Annotated in this window: 19 protein-coding genes; 8 read left to right on the top strand and 11 right to left on the bottom strand. The window is 70.1% G+C overall.

Annotated features, from left to right (window positions below):
* Positions 1-95 precede the first annotated feature (95 nt).
* Positions 96-1,244, top strand: a complete 1,149-nt coding sequence (locus I4Q55_RS02000; protein ID WP_206784253.1) for an N-acetylmuramoyl-L-alanine amidase — start codon at positions 96-98, stop codon at positions 1,242-1,244.
* Positions 1,245-1,454: 210 nt separating this feature from the next.
* Here I4Q55_RS02000 and I4Q55_RS01995 read toward each other — a convergent pair whose 3' ends face one another.
* Positions 1,455-2,099, bottom strand: a complete 645-nt coding sequence (locus I4Q55_RS01995; RefSeq protein WP_206784252.1) for a GNAT family N-acetyltransferase — start codon at positions 2,097-2,099, stop codon at positions 1,455-1,457.
* A 213-nt stretch (positions 2,100-2,312) separates the two neighbouring features.
* Between I4Q55_RS01995 and I4Q55_RS01990 the strand changes: the two genes are divergently transcribed.
* Both I4Q55_RS01990 and I4Q55_RS01985 read left to right on the top strand, forming a co-directional pair.
* Entirely contained in the window at positions 2,313-3,647 is a 1,335-nt protein-coding gene (locus I4Q55_RS01990) for a PLP-dependent aminotransferase family protein (RefSeq protein WP_206784251.1), read from the top strand.
* A 28-nt stretch (positions 3,648-3,675) separates the two neighbouring features.
* On the top strand, positions 3,676-4,620 hold the full coding sequence (locus I4Q55_RS01985; protein ID WP_206784250.1) for a D-alanine--D-alanine ligase: 945 nt from the start codon (positions 3,676-3,678) through the stop codon (positions 4,618-4,620).
* Here the strand turns inward: I4Q55_RS01985 and I4Q55_RS01980 are convergent.
* From I4Q55_RS01980 to rpmH, 10 genes are all read right to left on the bottom strand, one after another.
* On the bottom strand, positions 4,617-5,237 hold the full coding sequence (locus I4Q55_RS01980; RefSeq protein ID WP_206784249.1) for a hypothetical protein: 621 nt from the start codon (positions 5,235-5,237) through the stop codon (positions 4,617-4,619). The genes I4Q55_RS01985 and I4Q55_RS01980 overlap by 4 nt on opposite strands.
* Positions 5,238-5,316: 79 nt before the next feature.
* The gene (locus I4Q55_RS01975) at positions 5,317-6,318 is read right to left on the bottom strand and encodes a ParB/RepB/Spo0J family partition protein (protein WP_206784248.1); all 1,002 of its coding nucleotides are present in this window, start codon (positions 6,316-6,318) and stop codon (positions 5,317-5,319) included.
* Entirely contained in the window at positions 6,315-7,241 is a 927-nt protein-coding gene (locus tag I4Q55_RS01970; protein ID WP_374194436.1) for a ParA family protein, read from the bottom strand. The genes I4Q55_RS01975 and I4Q55_RS01970 overlap by 4 nt, the downstream gene beginning before the upstream one ends.
* A 77-nt stretch (positions 7,242-7,318) precedes the next feature.
* The gene (gene rsmG / locus I4Q55_RS01965) at positions 7,319-8,002 is read right to left on the bottom strand and encodes a 16S rRNA (guanine(527)-N(7))-methyltransferase RsmG (protein ID WP_206784247.1); all 684 of its coding nucleotides are present in this window, start codon (positions 8,000-8,002) and stop codon (positions 7,319-7,321) included.
* A 145-nt stretch (positions 8,003-8,147) separates the two neighbouring features.
* On the bottom strand, positions 8,148-8,684 hold the full coding sequence (locus I4Q55_RS01960; protein ID WP_206784246.1) for a DUF6886 family protein: 537 nt from the start codon (positions 8,682-8,684) through the stop codon (positions 8,148-8,150).
* Positions 8,685-8,748: 64 nt separating this feature from the next.
* Entirely contained in the window at positions 8,749-9,315 is a 567-nt protein-coding gene (locus I4Q55_RS01955) for a protein jag (RefSeq protein ID WP_374194435.1), read from the bottom strand.
* Between the two features lie 27 nt (positions 9,316-9,342).
* Positions 9,343-10,473 carry a membrane protein insertase YidC gene (gene yidC, locus I4Q55_RS01950; RefSeq protein WP_206784244.1) on the bottom strand — a complete coding sequence of 377 codons (1,131 nt, stop codon included), beginning with the start codon at positions 10,471-10,473 and terminating at the stop codon, positions 9,343-9,345.
* A 5-nt stretch (positions 10,474-10,478) separates the two neighbouring features.
* Entirely contained in the window at positions 10,479-10,802 is a 324-nt protein-coding gene (gene yidD / locus I4Q55_RS01945; RefSeq protein ID WP_206784243.1) for a membrane protein insertion efficiency factor YidD, read from the bottom strand.
* 5 nt (positions 10,803-10,807) lie between these two features.
* Complete coding sequence (gene rnpA, locus I4Q55_RS01940) at positions 10,808-11,257, bottom strand: ribonuclease P protein component (protein WP_206784242.1); 450 nt, start codon at positions 11,255-11,257, stop codon at positions 10,808-10,810.
* A 21-nt stretch (positions 11,258-11,278) separates the two neighbouring features.
* Positions 11,279-11,422, bottom strand: coding sequence for a 50S ribosomal protein L34 (gene rpmH / locus I4Q55_RS01935; RefSeq protein WP_091288857.1), 144 nt, complete (start codon positions 11,420-11,422; stop codon positions 11,279-11,281).
* Positions 11,423-12,008: 586 nt separating this feature from the next.
* Here rpmH and dnaA point away from each other — a divergent pair.
* From dnaA to I4Q55_RS01910, 5 genes are all read left to right on the top strand, one after another.
* Complete coding sequence (gene dnaA, locus I4Q55_RS01930; RefSeq protein ID WP_206784241.1) at positions 12,009-13,628, top strand: chromosomal replication initiator protein DnaA; 1,620 nt, start codon at positions 12,009-12,011, stop codon at positions 13,626-13,628.
* A gap of 846 nt (positions 13,629-14,474) precedes the next feature.
* On the top strand, positions 14,475-15,608 hold the full coding sequence (gene dnaN, locus I4Q55_RS01925) for a DNA polymerase III subunit beta (RefSeq protein WP_072475326.1): 1,134 nt from the start codon (positions 14,475-14,477) through the stop codon (positions 15,606-15,608).
* 33 nt (positions 15,609-15,641) lie between these two features.
* A complete protein-coding gene (gnd, locus tag I4Q55_RS01920) occupies positions 15,642-16,532 on the top strand; it encodes a phosphogluconate dehydrogenase (NAD(+)-dependent, decarboxylating) (RefSeq protein ID WP_206784240.1) in 891 nt (296 codons plus the stop codon).
* 10 nt (positions 16,533-16,542) lie between these two features.
* Positions 16,543-17,697 (top strand): DNA replication/repair protein RecF, encoded by a 1,155-nt coding sequence (gene recF / locus I4Q55_RS01915; protein WP_206784239.1) that lies wholly within the window; start codon positions 16,543-16,545, stop codon positions 17,695-17,697.
* Between the two features lie 163 nt (positions 17,698-17,860).
* The gene (locus I4Q55_RS01910) at positions 17,861-18,409 is read left to right on the top strand and encodes a DciA family protein (protein ID WP_206784238.1); all 549 of its coding nucleotides are present in this window, start codon (positions 17,861-17,863) and stop codon (positions 18,407-18,409) included.
* Positions 18,410-18,466 lie beyond the last annotated feature (57 nt).

The following is an 18,466-nucleotide window of genomic DNA, read 5'->3' as shown; positions in this document are numbered from 1 at the left end:
AATAGAGGACCTGGGCTCGTCCCAGCGAAGGTTTTCCGAAGTCCTGCCACGCACCGAACCCCCGAATCGGTGCCTTAGGAAAGAGCGAGGAGTGCATGCGGGTACTCCGCCGCGGTGACGTCGGTCCGGACGTCGCCGAGATCAGGTCCATCCTGGCCGGGATGGACCTGCTCCCGCCGGTCACCGGTACCGACGACTACGACACGTTCGACGTCGCCGTCGAGCACGCCGTCCGTGCCTTCCAGCAGCGTCGTGGGCTGATGACCGACGGCATCGTGGGTCCGGCGACGTTCCAGGCGCTCAAGGGCGCCAGCTACCACCTGGGCAGCCGCCCGCTGTCGTACCTGATCTCTTCGCCGGTGCACGGCGACGACGTCTTCACGCTGCAGGAGCGGCTCACCGAGCTCGGCTTCGACGCCGGCCGCCCCGACGGCTACTTCGGCCCGGCCACCGAGCGCGCGCTCAAGACGTTCCAGCGCGACATGCGCCTGACGCCGGACGGCGTGTGCGGTCCGGCGACCATCCGCGAGCTGCACCGCCTGTCCTCGCCGCGGGCCCGGGGCGGGCGCCCCGTGTTCCTGCGCGAGCAGGAGCAGGTGCGCCAGGCCGGTCCGCGCCTGCGCGGCAAGCGCATCGTGATCGATCCCGGCCACGGCGGCGACGACCTCGGCGTGGTCGCCGGCGGGCTGCGCGAGGCCGACATCGCGTGGGACCTCGCCCGCCGGCTCGAGGGCCGGATGAAGGCCACCGGCATGGAGGCGCTGATCTCCCGCGGCCCGAACCACAGCCCCACCGAGCTGGAGCGCGCCAAGTTCGCCAACGACGCCGGCGCCGACCTGTTCCTCTCGCTGCACAGCGACAAGAACGCCTCGCCGCGCGCGCAGGGTGTCGCGAGCTTCCACTTCGGCAACGGCAACGGCACGACGTCCACGGTGGGCGAGCTGCTGGCCGGCTTCATCCAGCGCGAGGTCGCGGCCCGCACGGGCATGCTCGACTGCCGCACGCACTACAAGTCGTGGGACATCTTCACCCGCACCCGCTGCCCGGCGGTCCGGGTCGAGATCGGCTACCTGACGAACCCGGACGACGCCCGCAAGCTCGGCGATCCGGCGTTCCGCGACATCGTCGCGGAGGGCATCCTGATCGCCGTCAAGCGCCTGTACCTGCTCGGCGAGGGCGACCAGCCGACGGGCACGTTCACGTTCGCCGACGTCCTGGCGCACGAGCTCGCCAAGGCCGAATAGAGCCGACCACAACCCCTAGCGGCTCTCCTTCACCTGCCCCACCACACCTGGGGACGCGCGCGCCGCGTCCCCAGGTTCACGGGTAGTTCTCCACAGCTTTTCCACCGCTCCTATCAGCGCTCTGTGGATAACTCGGCACTTCTTCCACAGTTGTGCACACCTCGATTTCGGGCATGCGGAAGCACTGGCGCAAACGTTTGCGGTGAGGGATTAGGCGCGGCCGAGGCTCGGCTCGGCGGTGGTGATCGTCACCTGGCCGAGCAGCCGCTCCAGGGCCGCCTCGACGTCTTCCTTCCAGGTGATCGCCGAGCGCAGCTCCAGGCGCAGCCGGGGCCACTTCGGGTGCGGGCGGACCGTCTTGAAGCCCACGCTCTGCAGGAAGGCCGCCGGCAGGACGCAGCTGTGGCCGCCGTCCGGGTCCGGCTCGTCGGGCTTCGCGTCGCCGAACGCCTCGATCGCGCGGACGCCGCGCTTGGTGAGGTCCTTGGCGACCGCCTGGACGAGCATCCGGCCGAGCCCGCCGCCGCGGAACTCCGGGAGCACCTGGAACGAGGTCAGCAGGACGGCGTCCGCGCTCGGCGGCGACGTCGGGAAGGCCAGCGCACGCGGGACGGCGTTCGGCGGGGCGTACAGCACGAACCCGACCGGCAGCGTGTCGCTGTAGACGATGCGGCCGCAGGAACCCCACTCGAGCAGCACGCTCGAGACCCAGGCTTCCTTCTCGACCTCGGTGGCGCCGAACTCCTCGGCCTGGTGCTTCAGGTGGGGGGCGAGCTCCCAGTACACGCACCGGCGGCAGCTCTTCGGCAGGTGCTCGAGGTTGTCCAGTGTGACGCCCACGACGCGACGCGACACCCGCGACCTCCCTGACCTGCGCTCCCGACGGGCTGCCCGCCCGTCAGGCCGCGCGAGATCCACGGCACGAACACGGGAGCCACGGTCGAGGATAGGCCGATGTGACGAGCACCGAAAGGCCAGGGGGTCCTGATGGGTGCCCGGTTACACTCGATGGGATCTACCAGCTCCCGCGGGAGTGACCGTGTCCACCGAGCCCCGGGTGAATCGTCGATGACCGAGAACCGCCCCAGCAAGCCGCACAGTGGCCGACAAACCAGTGGCCGCCAGAACCTCGACCCGCACCTCGAGCGGTACGCCGCGCGCACCGCGGGGATGACCGCCTCCGAGATCCGGGCGCTGTTCGCGGTGGCCAGCCGGCCCGAGGTGGTTTCGCTGGCCGGCGGCATGCCGAACCTGGCGGCGCTGCCGCTCGACACGCTGTCGGCGCAGGTGGCCGAGATCATCGCCGAAGACGGCCTGGTGGCGCTGCAGTACGGCTCGGCGCACGGCATCCCGGTGCTGCGTGAGCAGATCTGCGAAATCATGGCTCTGGAGGGCATCAAGGCGCACCCGGACGACGTCGTGGTGACCGTCGGCTCGCAGATGGGCCTGGACATGGTCACGCGGCTGTTCTGCGACCCGGGTGACGTCGTGATCGCCGAGGGCCCGTCGTACGTCGGCGCGCTGGGCTCGTTCGCCGCTTACCAGGCGCAGGTCGTGCACGTGGAGATGGACGACCGCGGCCTGGTGCCTTCGTTGCTCCGCGAAGCGCTCGACCAGACGAAGAAGGCCGGCCGCCGGGTCAAGTTCCTCTACACGATCCCGAACTTCCACAACCCCGCCGGCGTCACGCTGGCCGTCGAGCGCCGCGCGGAGATCCTCGAGATCTGCCGCGAGCACGGCGTCCTGGTCGTCGAAGACAACCCATACGGATTGCTCGGCTTCGACGGGCAGACGTACCCGGCGCTGCGGTCGACCGACCCCGACAACGTCGTGTACCTCGGCTCGTTCTCGAAGACGTTCGCCTCCGGCCTGCGCGTCGGCTGGGTGCTCGCGCCGCACGCGGTGCGCGAGAAGCTGGTGCTCGCCGCGGAGTCGGCGACGCTGTGCCCGCCCACGTTCAACCAGATGATCGTGTCGCGCTACCTGGCCACGCACGACTGGAAGGGCCAGATCAAGAAGTTCCGCGAGAACTACCGCGAGCGGCGGGACGCGATCCTGTCCGCGCTCGACCAGTACCTGCCCCCGGGCTGCTCGTGGACCAAGCCGGACGGCGGCTTCTACGTCTGGGTGACGGTGCCGGAAGGCGTCGACACGAAGGCGATGCTGCCGCGCGCGGTGACAGCGCGGGTGGCGTACGCGTCCGGAACCGGCTTCTACGCCGACGGGTTCGGCAGCCGCCAGATGCGGCTGTCCTACTGCTACCCGACGCCGGAGCGCATCCGTGAGGGCGTGCGGCGGCTGGCGGCGGTGCTGGAGTCCGAAATGGACCTCGCCCGCACCTTCGGTAGCGTGAGCGCGCGCCGGATCCAGGGGCCGCAGAACCCGTCCCCGGACACGCTCTGAGATTCGTTCCAGCTAAGGAGTTTCCACGGTGGTCGACCGTACCGTTGCCGTGCTCGCCGGCGGGCTCTCGCACGAACGCGACGTCTCCCTGAGGTCCGGGCGACGGCTGTCCGCGGCGTTGAAGTCCGAGAGCTTCGGCATCGAGGAGTGGGACACCGACGGCGGGCTGCTGGAGCGGCTGCGCACCCACCGGCCGGACGCCGTGGTCGTCGCGCTGCACGGCGGCGAGGGCGAAAACGGCTCGGTGCAGACGGTGCTGGAGATGCTGGACGTGCCGTTCGTCGGCACCGGCTCCCAGGGCTGCCGCCGCGCGTGGGACAAGCCGACCGCGAAGGCGTTGCTGCAGAACGCCGGCTTCGTGACGCCGGGCTGGGTGGTGCTGCCGCACAGCACGTTCCGGGAGCTCGGCGCCCAGGCGGTGCTCGACGCCATGGTGGAGCGCCTCGGCCTCCCGCTGATCCTCAAGCCGGACCAGGGCGGCTCCGCGCTCGGCACGCAGGTGGTGCGCGAAGCGGCGGAGCTGCCGGCGGCGATGGTCGGCTGCTTCGCCTACGGCGACACGGTGCTCGCCGAGCGGTTCGTGGACGGCGTCGAGGTGGCCGTGACGGTCATCGAGGGCGAAGACGGGCCCGAGGCCCTCCCGGCGGTCGAGATCGTCCCGGAGAGCGGCGTGTACGACTACACGGCCCGTTACACGGCCGGCCTGACCGACTTCTTCACCCCGGCCCGGCTCGACGACGCCGCGGCCAAGGCGGTGGCCGAGCTGGCGGTCTCCGCGCACCGCGTGCTCGGCCTGCGCGACATCTCCCGCACCGACGCGGTCGTCACGCCGGACGGCGCGGTCCACTTCCTGGAGGTGAACCCGTCGCCGGGTCTCACCGAGACGTCGACGGTCCCGATGGCGATCGAGGCGGCCGGCAAGTCGCTCGGCGCGGTGTTCGCCGAGTTGATCGCGCGGGCGATCGCCCGCTAGTCCAAGCCGAAGTGGCCGGCCACGGTGTCGGCCACTCCTTCGGCGTTCGTCGTCCCGTCGATCTCCAGCACCCGGATGCCGTGTTCGCGGGCGCTGCGGACGGCGTCCTCGGCGAGCAGGCGGTCTCTCGCGATCCGGTTCTGCTGTGCCCGGACGGGATCGCTGACGCGTGGGGAGAAGGTTCCCGCGCGCGGCAAGGTGGCCAGCTGGTGCTGCCGGAACTCCTCGGTCGGCACCATGACCACCATCCGGCGCGGTGAGTCGAGCAGGGGCGCCACGAACTCCGGCCGCAGCCCCCAGCCCTCCGCGATGATCGGGCGGCCCGAGACGAGCGCGCGCAAGTCGTCGAGTGCCCACTCGAACCGCAACGCGAAGGTCTCGCGCGCCGCGGCCGCCATCTCCTCCGGCGTCGTGCGCACCCACAGCCGTTCGGGATCACGCGCGGGCGCGCCGCCGGCGATCAAGCGATCGTTGTGGGCGCGCGCGTCGTGGTAGTCGTACTGGTACGCCGTCAGCCCGTACCGGACGGCGAGCAGCCGGGCGACGGTCGACTTCCCCGCCCACTGCGCGCCGCCGATCCAGAGCGCGTGGCCGATCGACCCCGTCGGATCCCACACGTTTCCCCCTGTTGCTCAGCGTTGCGCCGAGGTGATCACTCCGCAATCATCACCGTGACGAAACACCCCGGGGTGATCCCTAATCGGTTTTCGGTGTCTGATTTGTCCCATTCGCGTCGATGATCGCGACGATCCGCTCGAGGTCGTCGACCGACCCGAACTCGAGCGTGATCCGGCCCTTGCGGCGGCCGAGGTCGACCTTCACGCGGGTGTCGAAGCGGTCCGAGAGCCGGTTCGCGAGCTCCTGCAACCCCGGCGCCTGGATCGGCTTGCGCGGCGCGGGCTTCGGCTTGGCCGGCTTCTCGCTCTTCTTGAGCGTGACGGCTTCCTCGGTCGCCCGGACCGACATGCCCTCCGCGACGATGCGCGCGGCAAGCTCCTCCTGGCTTTCGGCGTCCTCCAGCGACAGCAACGCCCGCGCGTGCCCGGCGGACAGGACGCCCGCCGCGACCCGGCGCTGCACCGGCAGGGGGAGCTTGAGGAGCCGGATCGTGTTGGTGATGACCGGACGGCTGCGGCCGATCCGGCTCGCCAGTTCCTCGTGGGTGACCGCGAACTCGTCGAGCAGCTGCTGGTACGCCGCCGCCTCTTCGAGCGGGTTCAGCTGGACGCGGTGGATGTTCTCCAGGAGCGCGTCGCGCAGCATCGACTCGTCGGCGGTCTGCCGGACGATGGCGGGGATCGCCTCGAGCTCCGCCTGCTGCGAAGCACGCAGCCGCCGCTCGCCCATGACGAGCTCGTACTCGTCGTTGCCGAGCTCGCGGACGACGATGGGCTGCATGAGGCCGAACTCGCGGATCGAGTGCTCGAGTTCGGCGAGCGCGTCTTCGTCGAAGACCTGGCGTGGCTGCTTCGGGTTCGGCTTGATCGAGCTGACGGGGATCTCGCGGTAGACCGCGCCGGCGACCTCGCCGCCGTGCTGCTGCGCCTGACCGTTCGCCGCGAACCAGCCCTTGTCCTCGGCCGCCTTCTTGTCCGCCGCCGCGCCGTCGGCGGGCGCGGGCAGCGGACCACCGCCGGTGGGGCCGGTCGGGATCAGGGCGGCGAGGCCGCGCCCCAGCCCTCCTCGACGCTCGGTCATGTCGAACTACCCTTCTCCATCTGGGCGCCGCGCTCGGCGATCTCCTTGGCCGCGTCGACGTAGCTCATCGCGCCGCGTGAACCGGGGTCGTAGGCGAGCACGGTCTGGCCGTACCCGGGCGCCTCGGACACCTTCACGCTGCGGGGGATGACCGTCTTGAGGACGGTGTCGCCGAAGTGGTTCCGCACCTCGTTCGTCACCTGGTCGGCCAGCTTGGTCCGGCCGTCGTACATGGTGAGGAGGATCGTCGAGACGCGGAGTTCCCGGTTGAGGTGCTGCTGCACGAGCTCGATGTTGCTCAGCAGCTGCCCCAGACCTTCGAGCGCGTAGTACTCGCACTGGATCGGGATGAGCACCTCCTGCGCGGCGACCATCGCGTTGACCGTCAGCAGGCCGAGCGACGGCGGGCAGTCGATGAGGACGTAGTCGACGCCGATCTCGTCGAGGATCTCCGAGGAGATGGCCTCCTTGAGCCGGGACTCGCGGGACGCCATCGAGACGAGCTCGATCTCGGCGCCGGCGAGGTCGATCGTGGCGGGGACGCAGAAGAGGTTGGGGGACTGCTCGGTCGGCTGGGCGGCCTCGGCGAGCGTCACCTCGCCGATGAGCACCTCGTAGATGGAGGGCGTCCCGGATCGGTGGTCGACGTCGAGCGCGGTGCTCGCGTTGCCCTGCGGGTCGAGGTCGACGACAAGCGTCTTGAGCCCGTGGAGAGCGAGCGCGGCGGCGAGGTTGACCGTGCTGGTGGTCTTGCCGACGCCGCCCTTCTGGTTGGCGACGGTCATCACGCGACGACGGCCGGGCCGGGGGAGCGAACCTTCCTTGGGGTGCAGCAGACGCGCGGCGCGGGCGGCTTCTTCGGCGATCGGCGTCCAGCCCACGTCGTGGCTGGTCTCCGTGGAGTCGGACGGCGGGGGATTCACCGGTCTCGACACCTCCTCCATCTAGACGTCTGGTCGGTGGTCGAGTCGCTTCGTTTCACGTGGAACATCGCGGCCCGTTATCGCTTCCTGCTCCGCGCCTTCGGCTTGGCGGCCGTCGGTAGGCGACGGATCTTCACAACCGTGCTGGGGACCTCGAGCACCGCCACACCGCACTCGACGATCAGCGGGTCGGCCCCGCCGGCCTTGCGGATGGCGGCACCGTCCCGCTCGATTTCGTCCGCCGCGCTGGCGCCCTTGAGGGCGACCAGGAAGCCATCGGGACGGACCAGCGGCAGGCACCAGTCCGCGAGACGAGCGAGCGGGGCGACCGCGCGCGCGGTGACGATGTCGGCGCCACCGAGCTGCTCACGCACAGGCCGCTCCTCCGCGCGTCCACGGACGACGGTGATCGGGAGTTCCAGCTTCTCGGCCACCTCGGCCAGCCAGTCCACCCGGCGGGCCATCGGTTCGAGCAAGACGATATCGAGGTCCGGTCGCGCGATCGCCAGCGGTACACCCGGAAGCCCGGCGCCGGACCCGACGTCGACGACACGGGTGCCTTCGGGCATCTGCTCGCCGATCACCGCCGAGTTGAGCACGTGCCGTTCCCACAGCCGCTCGACTTCCCGCGGACCGATCAGCCCCCGCTCGACCCCGTGGCGCTCCAGGAGTTCGACGTACCCAGCCGCTTGGTCGACGTGCTCACCGAACACCCGCTCCGCCGCGGCCCGCACCGCCCCCGCGGCCTGCTCCAAGCTCACTCCGCCTACTCCTCGTCCGCCGGTTTCACGTGAAACCGCGCTCGTTCGATTGTCCCCGATGAACCGGAGAAGACGAGCCGACAGTCCGAAGATGTGGACAACTCCACTCGGCCAGCCGCCGCTGTGGACGGTTCCACGTGAAACATCACGTGTGTAATTCGCTCGGCCGAGGGTTCGCGTTGGCCAACCGGATGCCACTGAAGCCGAGCGTGCTCGCCGCGGCCGTGTCGACGAACGCCCACAAGTTCCGCATCACCCGCAACTCGATGCCCGCTTCCTCGTGGAGCGCGAACAGATCGCCGACCCGCTCCGGCGGACCGAGTGGCTCGACCGGCACGGTCGCCACGACCGCGTGGGCGTGGGTGCCGAACGACCGGAACGACGCCGCCGAGAAGCGGTACGCGAACAACCGGACCGTCCGCATCGCCGCCAGCCACCCGTACTCGACCGCGTGCGTGCGGTCGGCGCCGAGCCAAGCTCGGTCCGCCTCCGTCGCGGACGGCACCACCCACGCCAACGCACGCGGGCACTGGCGGGGGAACCAATAGTCCGGCGCCCGCTCCGGACCGACCGCCCACACGTACGCCTCCGGCTGCTGAGCCGTCGCGGCCACGTGCGGTTCGAAGCGCGTGATCGTCGGATCCTCCGAGAAGTGGATGACCTCACCGGGTTCCGGGCGCATGCACACAAGAAAGCGGCCCCACCTGACCGAGTCAAGTGGGGCCGCTCCCGAAGCGAACCGGGGCTCACGCCTCCGGGAAGATCACCACGCGGCGCTTCGGGTCCTCGCCCTCGCTCTCGCTGGTGACGCCCGAGACCGTCGCCACCGCGTCGTGGACCACCTTGCGCTCGAACGGGCTCATCGGCTGCAGCCGCACCCGCTCGCCGCTCTTGAGGACCGACTCCGCCGTCGAGCGGCCGAGCTCCTTCAGCTCCTCGCGGCGGTCCGCGCGCCAGCCCGCGATGTCCAGCATCAGGCGGCTGCGGGAGCCCGTCTCCTGCTGGACCGCCAGGCGGGTCAGCTCCTGCAGCGCCTCGAGCACCGTGCCGCGCGGGCCGACGAGCTTCTCGAGGTCCTCGCCGCCGTCGATGCTCACGATCGCGCGGCCGGCTTCCACGTCGAGGTCGATGTCGCCGTCGTAGTCGAGCAGGTCCAGCAGGCGCTCGAGGTAGTCGCCGGCGATGTCGCCCTCCTGGACCAGGATGTCGTCACCGCCCGCCTTGCGCTCGTCGACCGCGTCCGCCGACGCGGCCGCCTCCGGGGTCACGTCGTCCTTATCGGCGTCGATCGTGTCGATCGTCTCCGACATCATTCGTCTCCTCTCCGAACCGGTCGCGCCTCAGCGGCGCTTCCGGCCCGACTTCCTGGTCGAGTCTTTGAGAAGGCCCGGCACGCCCGTGCCGTTGTCCTTCGATCCGTTCTGGCCGCTCGTGTCGGCCGGAGCCTTGTCGCCGTCGCCGTCCGTGGACGCAGCGGACGCTGGAGACGCGGCGGTCTGCGCGAAGCCGTGGGCCGAGCCCGCCTTCGTGACCTTCTTCTGGCCACCGGACTGGGCGGGCTGGTTCTTCTTCTTCTGGACCGGCTTCTGACCGACCTTCGGCGCGGTCGGCTTCTGGCCCGGCTTCGGCCCGAGCGTCGAGCGCTTCTCGGCGGCTTCCGCCTTGGCAGCCGCTTCTTCCTTGTCGATCTTCGTGTAGACGAGGCGCTGCTGCATCAGGGTCCAGCCGTTGTTCGCCAGCCAGTAGAAGAGGAGGCCGAGCGGGAACAGGGCACCGAAGACGAGCACACCGAGCGGGAAGATGTACATCGTCAGCTTGTTCATGATCGCGGTCTGCGGGGTGGCCGACGCGGCGTTCTGCCGGGCCACCGAGTGCCGCGCGGTGAGGTGCGTGGCGATCGACGCGACGATCATCAGCGGCAGCGCGACCGGGAGGACGCCCCACTGCCAGCCGACGTTGGCGGCGCCACCGCTGACGACACCGACACCGTTGTAGACGGCCTCACCGAGGTTGACGCCGAACAGCTTCGCGCTGACGTAGGAGTGGACGTCGGCCTGGGTGAAGAAGTAGTTCTCGGTCTTCGGGCCGCCACCGGGCGGCGGCATGGTGAACGCGCGCAGGACGTGGTTCAGGCCGATGAAGACCGGGATCTGAAGCAGCATCGGCAGGCAGCTGCCCAGCGGGTTGACGCCGTGCTCGCGCTGGAGCTTCTGCATCTCCGCGGCCTGGCGCTGCCGATCGTTCGCGTACTTCTTCTGGATCTTCTTCATCTCCGGCGCGAAGTCCTGCATCTTCTTCATCGACCGGACCTGGTTCACGAACGGCTTGAACATGATGCCGCGGACGGTGAACGTCAGGAAGATGATGCCGAGGATCCAGGAGACCGCTGTTGCTTCCCCGAAGACGAACCCGAAGACCTTGTGCCAACACCAGAGGATGAAGGACACGGGGTAGTAGATGAAATCGAGCACTGCTGCTACTCCTCGATCGGTGTATCAGGTCGTCGGTGTCGCCACGAGAACGTCTCGGGCACGGGGTCGCGGCCGGGTGGCGTCCAAGGGCCGCAGCGCAGCAGCCGGCGCAGCGCGAGGTAGGAGCCGCGGCCGGCACCGTGCCGGGTGAGGGCTTCGACTGCGTACGCGCTGCAGCTCGGGTAGAACCGGCAAGCCGGCGGGAGGAAAGGCGAGATCGCCTTGCGGTAGAGCTTGATGGGGAGCAACAGCACCCAGGCGACGGGGCCGGGCTTCGTGGGCTCGGGCGCCACGTCGTGCTCGTGGTCGTGCTCGGGGGTGGCTCGCATGCCGGTCACACCGCTGATCCGTGGTCGGGGGCCGCGTCCGCGGGACGCGTCGGGCGGGGGGCATCCCCGGCCGGACGGCGCGACGACAGAAGCCCCAGCCGACGCAACGCGGCGTCGAGATCGGACCCGAGCTCGGCGCTGGACGCGGTCGACGACGGCGGCAATGCCCGTACGACCAACGCAGTGCCGGCGGGCAGTGTTCCGAGCCGGGCCGAAACGAGATGACGCAACCGCCGGCTGACGCGGTGGCGGACCACCGAGTTGCCGACGGCCTTGCTCACCACAAAACCCGCCCTGGCCGCCGACACGGTGTTGGAATGCACAGCGTCGGCGGCCTCGGACGGGTCCGTGGTCAGCGCGTGGACGACGAGGCGGCGCCTGCCTGCCCGGGACCCGCGACGGAGAACCACGCGGAAATCCTCACTCCGCCGCAGGCGTGCGGCAGCGGGCAGCACGGCGCGCCTCGATCGGCGCGATCAGGCGGACAGCGCTTCGCGGCCCTTGCGACGGCGGGCCGCCAGGATGGCCCGGCCGGCGCGGGTCCGCATGCGCAGGCGGAACCCGTGGGTCTTCGCGCGGCGGCGGTTGTTCGGCTGGAAGGTGCGCTTACCCTTGCTCACTGCTTCTCCTGTGTGTCGCGTCGGGCGGGAAGAATTCCTTCCCCCCGCCTGGCGTGTCGTGCGGGCGCACGGCAGTCTCTGGTGTCTCCTACCAACGTGTGGCCTCGTCACGACGAGCGACGACAACGTGGGCACGCGAAACGCACCCGTCGCATACGGGAGACCTTACGAGGGTACGCACCCCCGTCGGGCGGCCGGTAAGCACCCCCTCGACCACGGTACGCGACCGGTCGGCGCACCCGGTGAGTTCGACGCCGCGGCACCGAATGGCAACCGGCCGTGCACCGTGAAATGCTGGCCGCCCAGGATGCCTTGTGGCCGCGAGCGGGGCTTGTTAGCGTGCCCCTCTCGGGTCACCGGTCGAGGTGCACGAGTATCCGGGTGGTGGGGTGCCCACCGGCGTACGACGAGCCCGCAAGTGGCGTCGCCGCGGCTCGCCGTACATTAGTGCACAGCTGTGGACAACTATGTGGATATTCGCTGTGCCGGTGCGCGGACAGGCTTCCTGTGATCGCCGGGTGGAGTGACCAGGCGTTCCGGAAGCGGATCCGCCGTCCACGCCGACGAGGGGAGGGGAGCCAGACAGGTGTCGGATCACCAGCACAATCTCGGTGTCATCTGGGAACAGGTGGTACGCGAACTGTCCGACGGGACCCTGTCCCCCCAGCAGCGCGCCTGGATGCGCGTGACCCGTCCCATCGGCCTGCTCGACGGCACCGCGCTCCTGGCCGCGCCCAGTGACTTCGCGAAGGAAGCGATCGAACGCGGGCTGCGCGGCGCGATCACCGACGCGCTCTCCCGGCGGCTCGGCCGCGTCATCTCCCTCGCGGTGAAGGTCGACAACACCGAGGCCGTCGCCCCGGCGCCCGCCCCCCGCTACGCGCCGTCACCCGGCCGGGTGGAAAACGGCGCGAGCCCCGAGCCCGCCCCGCCGATGCCGGCCAACGGCGCGCCGATGATGCCGCCGCCGCGTCCCGCCGAGCCGGCGCCGCCCCTGCCGATGCCGCAGCACCAGGCCGTCGCGCCGAAGCCGGACGACGGCGACGACACCGACGAGGAAGTCGACGAAGAGGGCGAGGCGCTCGCCGCCGTCCACGAGATCTGGCCGACGTTCTCCGGCCAGCCGATCGCCGGCCAGCCGTACACCGCGCCGGCCCAGCCGCAGACGTCGAAGACGAAGCTGAACGAGAAGTACACCTTCGACACGTTCGTCATCGGCGCGTCCAACCGCTTCGCGCACGCGGCCGCGGTCGCCGTCGCCGAAGCGCCCGCCCGCGCGTACAACCCCCTCTTCATCTGGGGCGAGTCCGGGCTCGGCAAGACGCACCTGCTGCACGCGGTCGGGCACTACGCGCAACGGCTCTTCCCGGGCATGCGCGTGCGGTACGTCTCGACCGAAGAGTTCACGAACGACTTCATCAACTCGCTGCGCGACGACCGCAAGGTCGCCTTCCAGCGCCGCTACCGCGACATCGACATCCTGCTCGTCGACGACATCCAGTTCCTGGAAGGCAAAGAAGGTACGCAGGAAGAGTTCTTCCACACCTTCAACACCCTCCACAACGCGAACAAGCAGATCGTCGTCAGCTCCGACCGGCCGCCCAAGCGCCTCGAAACGCTGGAAGACCGGCTGCGGACGCGGTTCGAGTGGGGCCTGATCACCGACATCCAGCCGCCCGAGCTCGAGACGCGCATCGCGATCCTGCGGAAGAAGGCGGCGCAGGATCGGCTCGCCGTGCCGGGTGACGTCCTGGAGTTCATCGCCTCGCGGGTCGAGGCGAACATCCGGGAGCTCGAAGGCGCGCTGATCCGGGTCACCGCGTTCGCGTCGCTGAACCAGCAGCCGGTCGACAGCGCACTCGCCGAGATCGTGCTGCGCGATCTGATCCCCGATTCCCACGCCCCGGAAATCACCGCGCCGACCATCATGGGCGTCATCTCCGAGTTCTTCGACGTGACGCTGGACGACCTCTGCGGCCCCGGCAAGACGAAGGCGCTCGCCACGGCCCGGCAGATCGCGATGTACCTCTGCCGCGAGCTGACCGACATGTCGCTGCCGAAGATCGGGCAGACGTTCGGCGGCCGCGACCACACGACGGTCATGCACGCGGACAAGAAGATCCGCAAGGAGATGGCCGAGCGCCGGCGCATCTACGACCAGGTGCAGGAGCTGACGTCGCGCATCAAGCAGCGCGCCCGCCAGTAGCACAACCCTTACCTCCCAACGACTTCGGGGCGTCCGCACACTGTGGACGCCCCTTTGTCGTCTTTGGAGTGTCCGAAGCACACGTACGCGCGCGAAGCAGCGAAGGCGTGTACGCGTGCTTCGCCAAACTCGCGAAAATTGTTTGTACACAAGGAAGTTTCCCCATGGTGTGGGCGGATTGCCCACAGTGCCAACAGATCCCCCACCAGCGACGACACAGATTTCGTCCACACCCCGCCCACAGCCGATCCACAGCGCATCCACACCCTTGTCCACGTCGATTCCACAGGTTGCCCACATGCTGTGCACAGGAGGAGCCGATCACTCGGCAGAGGGGTTCGGAGCCCGTCCGGCACCCCCAGACCCTGGGTACAAATCGCCCCACACCTGGGGACAACCGTGGGGACAACTGGGGACAACTGTGGATGGATCCGTGGATGGGCGAAACCATCCACGGACCGCCCGAACTACCCACAGGTCTGCCACCACGGTTCTCCACATGCCCGCGAGCCGTCCGACCTGCGCGAACGAGCTCAATCCACACAATCCACAACGCCTATTACTGCTACTGCCCTTAGATCTCTTCTAAGAGAGAACAAAACAAAAACAGGCGATGGACGAAGCTGGGGACAGCCGCGAGATCGAGTCGTCATGTCGACAAAGTCAAGGGGAGGCCGAGGTGACGGCGGCGCCCGCGACGGCCTAACGTGGACGCCTGCACCTGGTCCGCGCTCCGGCCGCTCACGCGGAGAGCAGACCTGCCGGAGGGGGCAGCCGGTCACTGCCCCGCGAGAACGAGGCCTGGCCCGAGCCCGCAGGGGGCTCGATCGTCGAAAGGATGCGCGCATGAAGATCCGCGTCGAGCGTGACGGGCTCGCCGACGCCGTCGCGTGGGTGGCCAGAAGCCTCCCCTCCCGGCCGCCGGTGCCGGTGCTGGGCGGTGTCCTCCTCGACGCCGGTTCGGACGGCGACACCGACGCGCTGACGGTCTCCGGCTTCGACTACGAGGTCTCGGCCACGGTCGGGGTCCCGGCGACGATCGCCGACGGCGGCCGCCTCCTCGTGTCCGGGCGCCTGCTCGCCGACATCACCAAGGCGCTGCCCGCGCAGCCGGTCGAGATCTCCGTCGACGGCGCGCGCGCCACCATCACGTGCGGCAGCGCGCGGTTCTCCCTGCCGACCATGCCGGTCGAGGACTACCCGCAGCTGCCGTCCCAGCCCGCCTTCGCGGGCGAGCTCGCCGGCGACGCGTTCGGCCAGGCCGTCACCCAGGTCGTCGTCGCCGCGGGCAAGGACGACACGCTGCCGATGCTCACCGGCATGCGGCTCGAGATCTCCGGCAGCTCGCTGACCCTGGTCGCCACCGACCGGTTCCGGCTCGCCATGCGCGAGTTCACCTGGCAGCCCGCGGAGGGCCTGGCCGACGCCGCGGTGCTCGTCCCCGCGCGCACCCTCGCCGAGGCAGCCAAGACGCTCGGCGCGAGCGGCGCCACGATCCGCCTCGCCCTCGCCAGCGGCGAAGGCCTGCTCGGCCTGTCCGGTTCCGGGCGCTACACGACCACCCGCCTGCTCGACGCGGAGTTCCCGCCGTACCGGCAGCTGCTGCCGGCGTCGCACACCTCGCGCGCGGTCATCGACGTGTCCGCGCTCACCGAGTCCATCAAGCGCGTTTCACTGGTGGCCGAGCGGGGGACTCAGGTACGACTGGAGTTCGGGGACAACACGCTGCGGTTGTCCGCGGGCGGCGACGACGAGGGCAGCGCCGAAGAAGAGCTGCAGGTCGAGTACGAAGGTGAGCCGGTGACGATCGCGTTCAACCCGGGTTACCTCGTCGACGGCCTCGGCGCGCTCCACAGCGACCGGGCGGAGCTGACGTTCACCACGCCGAACCGCCCCGCGCTCATCAAGCCCGCCGACGCCGAGGGCAACGTCGTCCCCGGCTACCTCTACCTCCTGATGCCGGTCCGGCTCCCGGGCTGACCCGCATTTCTCGTTAGCACGTAAGGGGATCTCATGGTTCAGCTCGGTCTGATCGGCCTGGGCAAGATGGGCTTCAACATGCGTGAGCGGCTGCGTGCGGCCGGTCACGAGGTCGTCGGCTACGACCGCAACCCGGACGTCAGCGACACGACCTCGCTCGAGGACCTGGTGTCCAAACTGGACGCCCCGCGGATCGTCTGGATCATGGTGCCCGCCGGCGAGCCGACCCGGGCGACCGTCACCGAGCTGGGCAACCTGCTGTCCGCGGGTGACATGGTGATCGACGGCGGCAACTCCAAGTACACCGACGACAGGCTGAACGCCGATCTGCTCGCGGCGAAGAACATCGGCTACCTCGACTGCGGGGTGTCCGGTGGCGTGTGGGGCAAGGAGAACGGCTACGGCCTGATGGTCGGCGGCGCGGCCGCCGACGTCGAGAAGGCGATGCCGATCTTCGACGCGCTGCGCCCGGACGGCCCGCGCGAAGAGGGCTTCTCGCACGCCGGCGACGTCGGCGCGGGTCACTACGCGAAGATGATCCACAACGGCATCGAGTACGGCATGATGCAGGCCTTCGCGGAGGGCTTCGAACTGCTCGAGGCCGCGAAGGTCGTCAAGGACGTGCCCGCGGTGATCAAGGGCTGGCAGCGCGGCACCGTCGTCCGGTCCTGGCTGCTCGACCTGCTCGTGCGCGCGCTCGACGAGGACCCGGAGCTCGACGACCTCGAGGGCTACGTCGAGGATTCGGGCGAAGGCCGGTGGACGCTGGAAGAGGCGATCAACAACGCGGTGCCGGCGCCGGTCATCTCGGCCGCGCTGTTCGCGCGGTTCGCGTCGCGGCAGGAGCACTCGGCCGCGATGCGCGCGGTCGCCGCGCTGCGCAACCAGTTCGGCGGGCACGCCGTGAAGAAGATCGGCGGGTAGGGAGTTCCTGGTGTATCTGCGACACCTGCAGGTCACCGACTTCCGCTCCTGGCCGCAGGCCGATCTCGCCCTCGAACCCGGGCCGGCCGTGCTGGTCGGCCAGAACGGCCGCGGCAAGACCAACTTGCTGGAGGCGATCGGGTACGTCGCGACGCTGGGCTCACACCGCGTCGCGACGGATGCGCCGCTGATCCGGCACGGCTGCGAGCGCGCGCTGGTGCGGGTCGCGGTGGTCAACGACGACCGCGAGCTGACTGTCGAGCTGGAGATCACCGCGGGCCGGGCGAACCGCGCCCGGGTCAACCGCGGCGCGGTCGGCCGTCCGCGTGACGTGCTCGGGATCCTGCGCACGGTGCTGTTCTCCCCGGAGGACCTCGCGCTCGTGCGGGGCGACCCGGGCGAGCGACGCCGGTTCCTCGACGAGCTCCTGGTGCTGCGCGCGCCGCGGTACGCGGGGGTCCGGGCGGACTACGAGAAGGTGCTGAAGCAGCGGAACGCCCTGCTCAAGACGGCCGGGAAACGGCGTACGGGTCGCGAAGACCCGTACGCGCTGTCGACGCTCGAGGTCTGGGACGACCACCTGGCGGTGGCGGGCGCGGAGCTGCTGGCCGCGCGCCTGAACCTCGTCGCCGACCTCGCGCCGTACGCGGCCGCGGCGTACATGGGGGTCGCGCCCGACTCGCGACCGGCGAAGATCGCCTACCGGTCGTCGCTGGGCGCGGCCCTGCCGGAGACGTACGGCGTACCGGATGGCGAGCGGGCGCAACCCGAGGTCCTGAAGGACGTCTTACTCAAGGCGCTGGGTGAAGCCCGCAAGGCCGAGCTCGAGCGTGGCATCAGCCTGGTCGGCCCGCACCGGGACGAGCTGGAGCTGATCCTGGGCCAGGCGCCGGCCAAGGGCTACGCGAGCCACGGCGAGTCGTGGTCGTTCGCCCTCGCTCTCCGGCTCGGCAGCTACGAGCTGCTGCGTGCGGAGGCGGGCGAGCCGGTGCTGCTGCTCGACGACGTGTTCGCCGAGCTGGACCGCAAGCGCCGGGCCCGGCTGGCCGAGGTGGCCGCGAGCGCCGAACAGGTGCTGGTGACCGCCGCGGTCGACGAAGACGTGCCCGCGGAACTGGCCGGCCACCGGTTCCTGGTGGCGGACGGTGAGATCACGCGTGGCTGAGCAAGGCGACCGGGCACCCCGTGTGACGGGAGGCGCAAACCGCACCCGATCTGGGGACAAACCTGTGGACAGTGTGGATAACACGGTGAATGAGTTATCGCTGCCCGTGACCCTGCGGCCAGACGGGTGGCACAAAGTGCCCAAAAACGGCACCGAACCTACTGTGGGTACCGAACGCGCCGACGACGTTGGGCCGAACGAGGCGGCCCCGACCGGGCGCGACCTCGCCCACGCCGCGCTCGAAGCGGCCAAGGCGAAGGCGAAGGAGCGCGGCGTCCCGCCCGGCCGCCGCCGCCCCGCGGTCGGTGGCGGGCAGAACCCCCGGCGGCGCCGCTGGTCGGGGCCGGGTGCGGACCCGCGCGACCCGCAGCCGCTCGGCCGGCTCGTCTCGCGGTTGGTCAGCGATCGAGGCTGGAACGAGAGCGTCACGACCGCCCGCGTCTTCGCGCAGTGGGCGCGGCTGGTCGGCGAAGACGTCGCCGAGCACGCGCAGCCGGTCGCGCTCAAGGACGGCGAGCTCACCGTCCGCGCCAGCTCGACGGCGTGGGCCACCCAGCTCCGGTTGCTGCAGGGAAAGCTGCTGGCCAAGATCGCGGCGGGGGTCGGCAACGGCGTCGTCAAGCGGATGCGGATCCAGGGCCCGACCGCCCCGAGCTGGCGGAAAGGACCCCGGCACGTGCCGGGTCGCGGCCCCCGTGACACGTACGGCTGACCCGGGTTGCGCGATGCTCGGTTGAGTGCCCCGAGAACGCATCCAGACCTCCCGAGA

This window comes from Amycolatopsis sp. MtRt-6, from assembly GCF_017308975.1.
Taxonomy (GTDB): domain Bacteria; phylum Actinomycetota; class Actinomycetes; order Mycobacteriales; family Pseudonocardiaceae; genus Amycolatopsis.
Note: the sequence above shows the minus strand (reverse complement) of the source record. Positions and strands in the feature narration are given on the sequence as shown.